10 protein-coding genes and 1 pseudogene are annotated in these 12519 nt (G+C 70.5%); 8 read left to right on the top strand and 3 right to left on the bottom strand.

The genetic code is table 11. The annotated features are described in order from the left end of the window. Positions 1-51: 51 nt before the first annotated feature. The 3 genes and pseudogenes from OCJ37_RS19325 to OCJ37_RS19315 all read left to right on the top strand — a co-directional run. Positions 52-1002: pseudogene (locus tag OCJ37_RS19325) on the top strand (exodeoxyribonuclease III); the annotation flags it as partial. A 504-nt stretch (positions 1003-1506) separates the two neighbouring features. Beyond that, entirely contained in the window at positions 1507-1971 is a 465-nt protein-coding gene (locus tag OCJ37_RS19320; RefSeq protein WP_263111305.1) for a DUF4126 domain-containing protein, read from the top strand. Further along, positions 1968-3353, top strand: a complete 1386-nt coding sequence (locus tag OCJ37_RS19315) for an FAD-containing oxidoreductase (protein ID WP_263111304.1) — start codon at positions 1968-1970, stop codon at positions 3351-3353. The genes OCJ37_RS19320 and OCJ37_RS19315 overlap by 4 nt, the downstream gene beginning before the upstream one ends. A gap of 133 nt (positions 3354-3486) precedes the next feature. Here OCJ37_RS19315 and OCJ37_RS19310 read toward each other — a convergent pair whose 3' ends face one another. Further along, complete coding sequence (locus OCJ37_RS19310) at positions 3487-4305, bottom strand: HDOD domain-containing protein (RefSeq protein ID WP_263111303.1); 819 nt, start codon at positions 4303-4305, stop codon at positions 3487-3489. A gap of 777 nt (positions 4306-5082) precedes the next feature. On the opposite strand from OCJ37_RS19310, the gene OCJ37_RS19305 reads away from it, so the two are divergent. Next, entirely contained in the window at positions 5083-5583 is a 501-nt protein-coding gene (locus OCJ37_RS19305; RefSeq protein ID WP_263111302.1) for a hypothetical protein, read from the top strand. A gap of 558 nt (positions 5584-6141) precedes the next feature. Here the strand turns inward: OCJ37_RS19305 and OCJ37_RS19300 are convergent. Next, positions 6142-6615: a YehS family protein gene (locus tag OCJ37_RS19300; protein WP_263111301.1), complete on the bottom strand. Its 474-nt coding sequence runs from the start codon at positions 6613-6615 to the stop codon at positions 6142-6144. Between the two features lie 269 nt (positions 6616-6884). Between OCJ37_RS19300 and OCJ37_RS19295 the strand changes: the two genes are divergently transcribed. The 4 genes from OCJ37_RS19295 to glpK all read left to right on the top strand — a co-directional run bounded on the left by OCJ37_RS19295 (position 6885) and on the right by glpK (position 12180). Next, a complete protein-coding gene (locus OCJ37_RS19295) occupies positions 6885-7757 on the top strand; it encodes a DeoR/GlpR family DNA-binding transcription regulator (protein WP_263111300.1) in 873 nt (290 codons plus the stop codon). A gap of 314 nt (positions 7758-8071) precedes the next feature. Continuing rightward, positions 8072-9586, top strand: a complete 1515-nt coding sequence (gene glpD, locus OCJ37_RS19290) for a glycerol-3-phosphate dehydrogenase (RefSeq protein WP_263111299.1) — start codon at positions 8072-8074, stop codon at positions 9584-9586. A 181-nt stretch (positions 9587-9767) separates the two neighbouring features. Continuing rightward, entirely contained in the window at positions 9768-10586 is an 819-nt protein-coding gene (locus OCJ37_RS19285; protein ID WP_263111298.1) for an MIP/aquaporin family protein, read from the top strand. Between the two features lie 94 nt (positions 10587-10680). Continuing rightward, positions 10681-12180, top strand: coding sequence for a glycerol kinase GlpK (gene glpK, locus OCJ37_RS19280; RefSeq protein WP_263111297.1), 1500 nt, complete (start codon positions 10681-10683; stop codon positions 12178-12180). 111 nt (positions 12181-12291) lie between these two features. On the opposite strand, the gene OCJ37_RS19275 is transcribed toward glpK, so the two are convergent. Further along, on the bottom strand, positions 12292-12510 hold the full coding sequence (locus OCJ37_RS19275; RefSeq protein ID WP_263111296.1) for a hypothetical protein: 219 nt from the start codon (positions 12508-12510) through the stop codon (positions 12292-12294). Positions 12511-12519 lie beyond the last annotated feature (9 nt).

Genomic DNA, 12519 nt, shown 5'->3' with positions numbered 1-12519 from the left:
GCCGAGCCTAGCTTGGGCAAGGTGATGACCGGTTCTGCAACGGCGCATGCGATGAAGACGCTCAAGATCGCCACGTACAACGTCAACGGCATCCGCAGCCGCCTGCCGCAGCTGCTGGAATGGTTGCGGCGCGAGGCGCCGGACATCGTCGGGCTGCAGGAACTCAAGAGCGTGGATGCGGGTTTCCCGCTCAACGAGATCCATGCCGCCGGCTATGGCGCGCTGTGGATGGGGCAGTCGGCCTGGAACGGGGTGGCGATCCTCGCCAAGGGCAGCGACCCGGTGGAGAGTCGGCGCGGCCTGCCGGGCGATGCGCGCGATACGCAGAGCCGCTACCTGGAGGCGATGGCGCATGGCGTGCTGGTCGGCTGCCTGTACCTGCCCAACGGCAATCCGCAGCCGGGGCCGAAGTTCGACTACAAGCTGGACTGGTTCGCGCGGCTGCAGCGGCATGCGCGGCAACTGGTCGCGCTGCCGCATCCGGTGGCCTTGATCGGCGATTTCAACGTGGTGCCGACCGACGAGGACATCTACGATCCCAAGTCGTGGCGGCGCGATGCGCTGCTGCAGCCGGAAAGCCGCCAGGCCTACGCGGACCTGCTGGCGCAGGGCTGGACCGACAGCCTGCGCCAGCGCCATGGCGATGCGCGGATCTACACGTTCTGGGATTACTTCCGCCAGCACTGGCAACGCAACGCCGGCCTGCGCATCGACCATCTGCTGCTGAACCCGCCGTTGGCCGCGCGCCTGCTCGACGCCGACGTGGACCGCTGGGTGCGCGACCTGCCGCATGCCAGCGACCATGCGCCGACCTGGGTCATGGTGAAGGCGTCGGCGCAGGGCGGGGACGCGGCGGCCGATGACAAGGCAGTGCCCGCGAAGAAAACCGGCAGGGCCGCGAAGGCCGCACCGGCGGCCGAGTCGACGCGCGCTGCAAGGACCGGGAAAGCGGCCAAGCCGGCCGCGCCGACGAAAACCGCCAGGACCGCGAAGGTCGCGGCTACTGCGGCCACCGCGACGTCGGCCGGGTCAACGCGCTCCGCCAGGGCCGGGAAAGCGCCCAAAGCGGCGAAGGCGACCGGTGCGACCAAGGCGCCTGGTGCTGTCGGGTCGACCAGGGCGACCAAGGCAGTCAAGGCGATCAAATCGACCAGGGAGACTGGGGCGCCCCCTGTGACCAAGGCGCCCAAGGCGGCTAAACCGGCCAAGGCGACCAAGGCCGCCAAGGCGGTCAAGCCGACCAAGCCGACCAAACCAGCGCGTTCTCTCAAGCTCGCCGACACCGCCAATCCCACCGCGCCGGCCCGGCGCGCGAAACCGGCCAGGGCCGCCAGGCGCGCGAAGCCGGCTACACCCGCCTGAGCCGCATTGCATGCGCGTGCGCATCTCGGCGGTGCATGGCGGGCGCCGCGCCATGCTGCCTATACTCGAGGGGCGCTGCCGCGCGCCCTGCGCCGCGCGTGCCGGGTCGTCCGGTTTCCTACCTCAGCCGCTGGAGTCGCCCTCATGAGCCTGCTCGTCGTCGCGCTGTTGATCGGAATCGTCGCCGGCCTGCGCGCGATGACCGCGCCGGCCGTGGTCAGCTGGGCCGCCAGCCTCGGCGTGCTGCCGCTGATCGGCACGCCGCTGGCCTTCCTCGGCTGGCGCTTCACGCCGTGGATCGTCTCGCTGCTGGCCATCGCCGAGCTGGTGACCGACCAGTTGCCGGGCACGCCCAGCCGCAAGGTGCCGCTGCAGTTCGGCACGCGCCTGGTGATGGGCGGCCTGTGCGGCGCGGCGGTGGGCATGACGGGTGGGCTGTGGGTGGCGGCGATGGTCGCCGGTGCGCTGGGCGCGGTGTTCGGCACGTTCGGCGGCGCGGCGGCGCGCGCGGCGATGGCGCGCCGCTTCGGCCGCGACCAGCCGGCCGCGCTGCTCGAGGACGCTGCGGCGCTCGCGCTCGGCGTGCTCGCCATGGCGCTGCTGCGATGAGCCGCGCGTTCGACGCGATCGTGGTCGGCGCCGGCCAGGCCGGCCCGTCGCTGGCCGCGCGCCTGGTCGCGGCCGGGATGCAGGTGGCGCTGGTCGAGCGGCAGCTGGTCGGCGGCACCTGCGTCAACACCGGCTGCATGCCGACCAAGACCCTGGTCGCCAGCGCGCGCGTGGCGCACCTGGCGCGCCGCGCCGCCGACTACGGCGTGCAGCTGCAGGGAGAGGTCGGCATCGACATCGCGCGGGTGATGGCGCGCGCGCACGCGGTCACGCACGGCGCGCGCGACAACCTGGAGCAGTGGCTGGGCGGCATGCACGGGCTGACCCTGTTGCGCGGCCATGCCCGCTTCGAGGCGCCGCAGCGGCTGCGCGTGGGCGAAGAGGCCATCACCGCGCCGAGGATCTTCCTCAACGTCGGCGGGCGCGCGCACGTGCCGGCGCTGCCGGGCGTGGAGCGGATCGACTACCTGACCAACACCTCGATTCTGCAGTTGCGCGAGGTGCCGCGGCACCTGGCGGTGGTCGGCGGCAGCTACATCGGCCTGGAGTTCGCGCAGATCTTCCGCCGCCTGGGCGCGCAGGTCACCGTGGTCGAGCAGCAGCCACGGCTGATCGCGCGCGAGGACGAGGACGTGTCCGACTGCATCCGCACGGTGCTGGAAGGCGAGGGCGTGACGGTGCGGACCGGCGCGCAGTGCATCGCCTTCGCGCCGCACGCGCAGGGCGTGGCGGTGCAGGTGGAGTGCCGCGAGGGCGCGCCGGACGTGGTGGCCAGCCATGTGCTGCTGGCGATGGGGCGGCAGCCCAATACCGACGACCTGGGCCTGGACCGCGCCGGCATCGCCACCGACGCGCGCGGCTACATCCAGGTGGACGAGCAGCTGGCGACCAGCGCCGCCGGCGTGTGGGCGCTGGGCGACTGCAACGGCCGCGGCGCGTTCACCCACACCGCCTACAACGACTACGAGATCGTCGCCGCCAACCTGCTCGACGGCGGCCAGCGCCGCGTGTCGCAGCGCGTGCCCGCCTATGCGCTGTACACCGATCCGCCGCTGGGCCGGGTCGGCATGACCGAGGCGCAGGCGCGCGCCAGCGGCCGCCCGCTGCTGCTGGCCAAGCGGCCGATGACCCAGGTCGGGCGTGCGCGCGAGAACGGCGAGACCGCCGGCTTCATGAAACTGGTGGCCGACGCGCAGACCCACCGCATCCTCGGCGCGGCGATCCTCGGCATCAACGGCGACGAAGCCATCCATGGCGTGCTCGACCTGATCAACGCCGAGCAGCCGTTCGAAACGCTGCAATGGGCGGTGCCGATCCATCCGACCGTGTCGGAACTGTGGCCGAGCGTGGTCGGCGCGCTGCGGGCGGAGGGCGGTGGCTAGCGGATGCCCTCCATATTCCCTGTAGGAGCGGCTTCAGCCGCGACCAAGCGTTACCGGTAACGCCCGGTCGCGGCTGAAGCCGCTCCTACAAGGAAGCCGATCGCCTTCGCTGCCGAAGGCGCAACGAAAACGCTCAGCGCAGCATCTCGGTGAACGCGCGGTCGGCCTCGATCACTTCCGGCAGCGCGGCGAACAGCGCGTCCAGGTCCACGTCGTCCAGCAGCGGGCCGCCGACCGCCTGCCGCGCTTCCGGGGTCGCCCCGCCATGGGCTTCCAGCGCATCGGCGACCAGCGCCGCCTGCGCCACCACGCGCGGCATCGGTTCGTTGTCCGGCGCCTGCAGCGGGCGCGCCTGGTAGGCGATCGCGGTCTGGATCACCTGCGGCAGGTGCCAGCGCCGGGCCAGCTCGGCGCCCACTTCCGGATAGCCGAAGCCCAGTTGCACGGTCTCGTCGGCGGCGCGGCCGCTGGAGGAGGCGCCCGGATGCAGCTGCGCCGCATAGTCCGGCGCGCCGGTCTGGATCAGCAGCTCGCCGATGTTGTGCATCATCCCGCAGGTGAACGCGGTCTCCGCGTCCAGGCCCTTCTGCTTGGCCAGCAGCCGGCAGATGCCGGCGACCTCGAAGCTGTGCAGCCAGAACCCGCGCAGGTCGAAATGGGCCGGCGCGTGGAACGCGTCGGTCATCGACGAGGCCAGTACCAGCGTGCGCAAGGTGTTGAAGCCCAGGCGCAGCGCCGCGTCCTCGACGCTGGTCGAGTCGCGCGCGCCGCGGAAGCGGGTCGAGTTGGCCAGGCGCAGCACCTTGGCCGCGATCACCGGATCGCGCTCGATGCTGCGCGCCACGCTGTCCAGGCTGGTCTTGGGATTGTCGAATTGCAGGATCAGCTCCTGCGCCACCTTGGGGATGGTCGGCAGGGTGTGCAACTGGTCGAACAGCACCTCTAGTTTCATGGAGACCTCGACACGGAACGGGAAGGGACACCGCCGCGCAGGGAGCGGGCGGCGCCCGCCATGGGTGGCGAATCCCGCGCATCGTAGACCGATTCGTGGCGGGCGGCGTGCACACCTGGGGGTATGGTGCGTCCTGATGGTGCCGGCTGGACACGCTGCGAGGCGTGTGAACGACGCACTGCGGGAGCGGCCGTGGGCGCCGCGGACGCTCTGCCGAACCGGGGGGCGTCGGACAGCGCCGCGCTGTTCCGCCGCCGTGTCGGCGATCCGCCGTCGTCGCCAATCGCCACCGCCAATCGCCGCGCAGTGTGGTGGTCGCATGGCCTGCAACAGAGACGGCAGCGAAATCAGAGACGGGACCACGCTCGGCGCGCTAGAACTTGCCGATGGGAATCGCGGCGATCGAGCGCCGCTCGGTCGACGCCTGGATCGAACGATGCGTGTGCGCTCGCGCTGGGCGACGTGCGTTGGCCGTTCGGCGACGTCCTGCCGCGACGCTGCGCCCGGTGCGCACTGCCGCCAGAGCATTGTGCGAGGCGGGCTGCTGCAAGCGCGAACATCGGCAGCGCTGCTGCGATGCGATCACCATGGGCGGTCATCATCGCGCCGCGCCGAACAGCGGCAGTGGCGGCGTTCGCAGCTGGACAAGCGATCCACGTTGGAGCTGGCGTCGCATGTCATCCAAGTGTCACCGAACTGACCCAAACTTGCCGAACTGGGGAGCCGGTCCCGTCGGACCGTGTCTTTTCTCATCCGCACAGGCGGCAGGATCGAACGATGAAATACGTGGTGCTGGCGCTGGCATGCGCCCTGATGGCGCCGGCGGCGTGGGCGCAGTCGGGGTATGTGGAGATCGAGCGGCGGCTGAGCGCCGAGCAGTTGCGCGAGGTCGGGCTGACCCCGGCCCAGCTGGGCACGCTCAATCGCCTGCTGCGCGAGGCCGACGCGCGCGACGCGGCGCAGGCCCCGCCGCGGCCCGTGGCCGCACCGGCGATGGCGGCGGCCGGCAGCGCCGAGCCCCAGCCCGAGCAGGGCATGATGATCGGCCTGGACGACGGCCCGATCAGCGCCCGCGTGCAGGGCGAGGTTTCCGGTTGGGCGCCGGGCACCGTGTTCGTGCTGGACAACGGCCAGCAGTGGAAGGTGCTCAAGGGCAGCATGACCCTGCGCAGCGCGCTGGCCTCGCCGGCGATCACGGTCGTGCCGGGCATCGCCGGGCGCTGGTTCCTGCAGGTCGACGAAGACCTGCCGAAGGCGCGGGTGTACCGCATCCGCTGAAGCCCGCGTCCGTTGCCTCGCCCGCAGGAGCGGTTGCGGCCACGCCAGAGGTGAGAGGTGATGGCCACAGCAACCTGTGCCAGGTCGTTCCTGCACAGCCGGTCCGCTGCAATCCTCCCTGTAGGAGCGACTTCAGTCGCGACGAACGAAGCGGTGACCTGACGCTGCGGAAAGTCTGGGGACAGGCATCCCCACAGTGCCCCGTCAGCCGATTGCTCCTGCAGGCGCGGCACGCTCGCGCGCTGCGGCAATGATGCCCAATCGTTCTTGCACGCGGCCAGCCGCTGCAATGCCCCGTGGGAGCGACTTCAGTCGCGACGAACGAAATGGTGGGCCCGATGGCTCGGGCAACGCCGGGACAGCGGGGCCCAGCAGGCGACGTCAGCAAGCAGGCCTTCTGTAGGAGCGGTTTCAACCGCGACCGCGGCGGCAGCGAGAGCGCGGACGCGGACACCGTCGAGCTGAAGCGCCTCTGCACTACACATGCGTGCGCACCGCGCCATGCTGCGCGCGGCCGCCACCACACGCGTCGGCCATGCCGCGCGTTGCTCGACGGCTTCAACCCGCGCCGCGAACCCGCAACGTCAGCCCCTTGAGGAAATTGCGCAGCAGCTGGTCGCCGCACAGGCGGAAATTCTTGTGCTCGGGCTGGCGGAACAGCGCCGACAGTTCCGGCTTGGACACCGGGAAACCGGCGTCGGCGAAGATCTGGTGCATGTCCACGTCCTTGAGCTGGAACGCCACGCGCAGCTTCTTCAGCACCACGTTGTTGGTGACCCGGGTCTCCACCGGGCGCGCCGGCAGCGTCTCGTCGCGGCCGCGGTAGTGGAACACCAGCCCGTCGAGGAAGTGCGCCAGGACCGGGTCGCTGCAGGCGACGAAGCCGTCCTCGTCTTCCTTCTTCAGATAGGCCGGCACCTGCGCCTTGTCGATCGGGAACGCGGGATCGGCGAGGTGCACGATGTCCACGATCTTCTGGTCGCTCAGGTCGAGCATGTAGCGGATGGAGCGCAGTACGTCGTTGGCGATCATGGCCGGTCCGGGTGTGGCCGGTGGCGTCCGGCGGGGTGCGTAGTCTAGGCCGTGTCACCCGTCGCGAGTAGGCCGCGCCCGGCCACGAACGGCCACGAACGGCCGTGCGCGGGCCACGCGCCCAGAACCGGTGGCCCGACGCGGCGCGTCCGGGCTCCTGGACACGGAGACGATGCGATCGCCCATCACGTGCGCTGCCCGCCGCACGCGGCGATCGGGCCACGCCTGCGATCGCCTCCATCGCGCGGAGCGTTTGCATCGGCGCGCGCATGCGCCATCATCGGCGCATGGACAACACGATTCCCAAGGCGGGCGCGGTGCCCGCGCTCAATCCGCGCCAGGAACAGCTGGTGGCGCTGGTGCGGCAGCAGGGCTACGCCGAGGTGGAAGGGCTGGCCACGCGTTTCGACGTGACCCCGCAGACCATCCGCCGCGACCTGGCGCTGCTGTGCGAGGCCGGCGTGCTGCGCCGCTACCACGGCGGCGTCAGCCTGCCCTCGAGCGTGGAGAACCTGGCCTATACGGCGCGCAAGACGCTGCAGGCGCAGGAGAAGCGGCGCATCGCCACGCTGCTGGCGCAGCACATCCCCGACGACGCCTCGCTGTTCATCAACATCGGCACCACCAACGAGGACGTGGCGCGCGCGCTGATGGGGCACAGCGGGCTGCGGGTGATCACCAACAACCTCAACGTGGCGGTGATGATGAGCGCCAACCCCAGCTTCGAGGTGATGGTCGCCGGCGGGCGCGTGCGCGGCCGCGACCAGGGCGTGACCGGCGAGGCGACGATCGAGCTGATCCGCCAGTTCAAGGTGGATTTCGGCGTGATCGGCATTTCCGGCATCGATCCGGACGGCACCTTGCTGGACTTCGATTTCCACGAGGTGCGGGTGGCGCAGGCCATCATCGAGCACTCGCGGCAGGTGTTCCTGGCCGCCGACCACAGCAAGCTCGGGCGCAACGCGATGGTCCGGCTGGGGTCGATCGCGCGGGTCCAGGCCTGGTTCACCGACCGCGCGCCGCCGCCGGAGCTGGCCGCGGTGCTGGCCGAGGCCGGTACCCGCGTGTTCGTCGCCACCGACGATGGCGAAGGCGCCGATGCGCCGGACGCGGCGGCCGGGGACGTCGTCGATCCGGACTGAAGGCGCCGTCCCGGCGCTGGCGCGCCCGGGGAAGCGGGCGGCGTGGTGCGTCGCGGGCACACGTTTCGTGTACGTTTATGTTCGTATTATTTCGTTATTGTTACGTTAAAGAGGCGCCGTCCGACCCTCTCCAGACCGGCGCACAGGCACTAATCCGGACAACATTGGTTGTGTAACAGCCGATTCCCGCGCCACGCCTGCACGTTACGTTGCACCGCAGCGTGATATGTTCGGAAATGTTCGTTTACGATCTTTTCGTCCCGCGACGCCAGCCCCGCGCTGCCGGCCAGGACACGAGCTTCCGGAGTCAGGCAATGAGCGAGATCTACGATGTGCTGGTGGTCGGTGGCGGCATCAACGGGGTGGGCATCGCCCGCGACGCGGTGGGCCGAGGCCTGTCGGTGTGCCTGTGCGAGCGCGACGACCTGGCTTCGCACACCTCCAGCGCCAGCACCAAGCTGATCCACGGCGGGCTGCGCTACCTGGAGCAGTACGAGTTCGCGCTGGTCGGCAAGGCGCTGGCCGAGCGCGAGGTGCTGCTGCGCCTGGCCCCGCACATCATCTGGCCGCTGCGCTTCCTGCTGCCGCACCAGCCGCACCTGCGCCCGGCGTGGATGATCCGCACCGGCCTGTTCCTGTACGACCATCTCGGCCGCGGCCGCCGCACCCTGCCGGGCTCCAAGCGCATGGCGCTGCGCTCGGACCCGGTCGGCGCGCCGCTGCGCGAGGAGTTCCGCACCGGCTTCGTCTACTCCGACGCCTGGGTGCAGGACGCGCGGCTGGTGGTGCTCAATGCGATGGATGCGGCGCAGCGCGGCGCCAGGATCCTGACCCGCACCGGCTGCGTCTCCGCGCGCCGCGTCGACGGGCTGTGGCAGGCGACGCTGCAGCATGCCGACGGCCGCCGCGAGCAGGTGCAGGCGCGCGCGCTGGTCAACGCCGCCGGACCGTGGGCGGTGCAGTTCCTGGACGACGTGGCCAAGGTCGGCCACGACCACGCGCTGCGCCTGGTCAAGGGCAGCCACATCGTGGTGCCGCGGCTGTTCGAGCACGACCACGCCTACATCTTCCAGCAGCCGGACCGGCGCATCGTGTTCGCGATTCCCTACGAACACGACTTCACCCTGATCGGCACCACCGACGTGGACTACCGCGCCGATCCGTCCGCGCCGAAGATCGATGCCGAGGAGACGCGCTACCTGTGCGAGGCGGCCAACCGCTACTTCCTCAAGCAGATCGCGCCCGGCGACGTGGTGTGGAGCTACAGCGGCGTGCGCCCGCTGCTGGACGACGAGGAAGACAACGCCGCCGAGGTCACCCGCGACTACCTGCTGGAACTGGACGCGGACGACGGCGCGGCGCTGCTCAACGTGTTCGGCGGCAAGCTCACCACCTACCGCAAGCTGGCCGAGGAAGCGGTGGACCGGCTGGTCGCGCACGCCGGGCGCAAGGCGCCGGCGTGGACCGTGCGCGGCGCGCCGCTGCCCGGCGGCGAACGCCGCGACATCCGCGCGCTGGCGCAGGAGCTGCGCGCGGCGCGGCCGTGGCTGGCTGAGGCCACCGCCGCGCGGCTGGCGCGCAACTATGGCACCCGCGCCGAGGTGCTGCTGGGCCAGGCCGGCTCGCTGCAGCAGCTGGGCGAGCATTTCGGCGCCGACCTGTACCAGGCGGAAGTGGACTACCTGCGCGAACACGAATGGGTGACGCAGGCCGACGACCTGCTGTGGCGTCGCAGCAAGCTCGGCCTGCGCATCGACGCGGCTGGCCACCAGCGCCTGGCCGACTATCTGCAACAGGCGCCGGCCGCGGTGGCCGCCGCGCCCGCATGAGGCACGCACGCGCGGCCGGCGCACCCATCGCGGGCGCCGGCCGCGCGTGCACAATCGCCGCGCGCATCGGCACCCGCCGCCGCGCGCGAACCTGGAAACGACCGTGGAGGGTGGCAGGCATGGGCAAGACGACGAGCGGCATGAGCGGCAAGACGACGGCGGCAGCGCAGGAGCGGCGCGCATGAACCGGCAACTGCTTGGCGAACTGATTTCCGAGGCGGTGGCGATGCTGATCATCATCGCCTTCGGCTGCTCGGTGGCGTGCATGTACGTGCTGTACGACCCCAGCCCGTACCAGAACGCCTACTGGGGCGTGTGCATCGCCTGGGGCCTGGCGGTGACGATCGCCATCTACGTCACCGGCTCGGTCTCCGGCACCCACGCCAATCCGGCGGTGACCCTGGCGCTGGCCGTGTTCCGCGGCTTCGCCTGGAAGAAGGTGCTGCCGTACTGGGCGGCGCAGGTGGTCGGCGCGTTCCTCGGCGCGGGCATCGTCTACCTGCTGTTCGCGCCGGTGATCGACCACTACAACCAGGCCCACCAGCTGACCCGCGACGCGGGCGGCGCGGCCGGCGTGTTCTTCACCGCGCCGGGCCTGGCGATCACGCCGATGCATGCGCTGCGCGACCAGGTGATCCTGACCGCGTTCCTGATCTTCGGCATCTTCGCCATCACCGAGCGCTACAACGAGGCCGCGCCCACCGCCAATTCCGGTGCGCTGATCATCGGCCTGCTGGTGGCGACCATCGGCGCCTCGATGGGCTACCTGGAAGCGTGGGCGATCAATCCGGCCCGCGATTTCGGCCCGCGCCTGTTCGCCTACTTCGCCGGCTGGGGCTCCTCGGCGCTGCCGTCGGCCAACAGCTACTGGTGGATCCCGATCGTCGGCCCGCTGATCGGCGGCGTGGTCGGCGGCGGCGCCTATCAGCTGCTGATCTATCCGTTCCTGCCGGCGCGGGTGAAGGCGCTGGAGGAAGAAGCGGCAGCGCGCAAGGCCTGAGCCGGCGCGCCTCTCGTGCCGGCGCTGCCGGCACGTCCCCCATCATTTTGGGCGCGCCGCGGCGCGCGCCCTCACGACCCCGCAGGAGTCACCGATGGAAAAGAAATTCATCCTGGCCATCGACCAGGGCACCACCAGTTCGCGCGCGATCCTGTTCGACCGCAAGGGCCACATCGCCGGCATGGCGCAGCGCGAGTTCGGGCAGATCTTCCCGCAGCCGGGCTGGGTGGAGCACAACCCGCGCGAGATCATGACCAGCGTCTACACCACGATCACCGAGCTGCTGAACAACCAGCAGGTGGACGCGAGCGCGATCGCCGGCATCGGCATCACCAACCAGCGCGAGACCGCGGTGGTGTGGGACCGCGCCACCGGCCAGCCGATCTACAACGCCATCGTCTGGCAGTCGCGGCAGACCAAGGACATCTGCGAGCAGCTCAAGGCCGCCGGCCACGAGGACATGGTGCGGGCCAAGACCGGCCTGCTGATCGACGCGTATTTCTCCGGCACCAAGGTCAAGTGGATCCTCGACCACGTCGAAGGCGCGCGCGAGCGCGCGCAGCGCGGCGAGCTGGCGTTCGGCACCATCGACAGCTGGCTGATCTGGAACCTCACCGCCGGCAAGGTGCACGTCACCGACTACACCAACGCCTCGCGCACGCTGCTGTACAACATCCATGAATTGCGCTGGGACGAGGAGCTGCTGCAGATGCTCGACATCCCCGCCTCGATGCTGCCCGAGGTGCGCTCGTCCAGCGAGGTCTACGGCACCACCCAGGGCCAGTATTTCTACGGCCACGAAGTGCCGATCGCCGGCATCGCCGGCGACCAGCAGGCGGCGCTGTTCGGCCAGGCCTGCTTCGAGCCGGGCATGGCCAAGAACACCTACGGCACCGGCTGTTTCATGCTGATGAACACCGGCGAGAAGGCGGTCGCCTCCAACACCGGCCTGCTCACCACCATCGCCTGGGGCGTGGACGGCAAGGTCGAGTACGCGCTGGAAGGGGCGATCTTCGTCGCCGGGTCGGTGGTGCAGTGGCTGCGCGACGGCCTGCGCATGTTCGGCAAGGCCAGCGATTCGGAAGCCTACGCCGAGCGCGCCGGCGACAACGACGGCGTGTACTTCGTGCCGGCCTTCGTCGGCCTGGGCGCGCCGTACTGGCGCAGCGACATCCGCGGCGCGGTGTTCGGCCTGACCCGCGGCACCACCAAGGAACATTTCATCCGCGCCGCGGTGGAATCGATGGCCTACCAGACCCGCGACGTGCTGACCGCGATGCAGGTCGATTCGGGCATCGAACTGAAGGAGCTGCGCGCCGACGGCGGCGCGATCAGCAACGACTTCATGGCGCAGTTCCAGAGCGACATCCTCGACGTGCCGGTGCTGCGCCCGGAAGTGGCCGAGACCACCGCGCTGGGCGCGGCCTACCTGGCCGGCCTGGCGACGGGATTCTGGAAGGACCGCGCGGAGATCGCCCAGCAGTGGGCGGTGGACCGCCGCTTCGAACCGCGCATGCCGGCCGAACGCCGCGAGGAACTGTACGCCGGCTGGAAGCAGGCGGTGGAAGCGACGATGGGGTTCCGGATTCGCTAGTTGCTGCAGTGTTCCCTGTAGGAGCGGCTTCAGCCGCGACCGGGCGTTCCCGGTAACGCCCGGTCGCGGCTGAAGCCGCTCCTACAGGGTTTGCAGTGTTCGGCGACGACGCTACACGTACTGCGTCGGCCCGCGCGGCCCCGGGACCGGGGCGTCTACGTCGCCGACCGGATCGCTGATCGGCGGGATGGTCGGATCGGTCGGCTGGTCCGGGATCGGATCCACCGGGCGGTCGGGGGTCGGGTCCACGCCCGGATTCGGCACCTGGCCCGGCACCTCGTTCGGCGGCTGCTGCGGGTCCTGGCCAGGATTGGGATTCTGCATCTGCATGGGCGTCTC

It is taken from the genome of Xanthomonas sp. AM6 (assembly GCF_025665335.1).
Lineage (GTDB): Bacteria > Pseudomonadota > Gammaproteobacteria > Xanthomonadales > Xanthomonadaceae > Xanthomonas_A.
This window is presented reverse-complemented; position numbering and strand designations above follow the sequence as displayed.

Excerpts from the sequence above, each read along its gene's own strand:
- OCJ37_RS19295 (WP_263111300.1), top strand. The coding sequence starts at position 6,885 with ATGCGCCATCATCGGCGCATGGACAACACGATTCCCAAGGCGGGCGCG.
- OCJ37_RS19315 (WP_263111304.1), top strand. The coding sequence starts at position 1,968 with ATGAGCCGCGCGTTCGACGCGATCGTGGTCGGCGCCGGCCAGGCCGGC.
- glpD (WP_263111299.1), top strand. The coding sequence starts at position 8,072 with ATGAGCGAGATCTACGATGTGCTGGTGGTCGGTGGCGGCATCAACGGG.
- OCJ37_RS19310 (WP_263111303.1), bottom strand. The coding sequence starts at position 4,305 with ATGAAACTAGAGGTGCTGTTCGACCAGTTGCACACCCTGCCGACCATC.
- OCJ37_RS19305 (WP_263111302.1), top strand. The coding sequence starts at position 5,083 with ATGAAATACGTGGTGCTGGCGCTGGCATGCGCCCTGATGGCGCCGGCG.
- OCJ37_RS19320 (WP_263111305.1), top strand. The coding sequence starts at position 1,507 with ATGAGCCTGCTCGTCGTCGCGCTGTTGATCGGAATCGTCGCCGGCCTG.
- glpK (WP_263111297.1), top strand. The coding sequence starts at position 10,681 with ATGGAAAAGAAATTCATCCTGGCCATCGACCAGGGCACCACCAGTTCG.
- OCJ37_RS19275 (WP_263111296.1), bottom strand. The coding sequence starts at position 12,510 with ATGCAGATGCAGAATCCCAATCCTGGCCAGGACCCGCAGCAGCCGCCG.
- OCJ37_RS19300 (WP_263111301.1), bottom strand. The coding sequence starts at position 6,615 with ATGATCGCCAACGACGTACTGCGCTCCATCCGCTACATGCTCGACCTG.
- OCJ37_RS19285 (WP_263111298.1), top strand. The coding sequence starts at position 9,768 with ATGAACCGGCAACTGCTTGGCGAACTGATTTCCGAGGCGGTGGCGATG.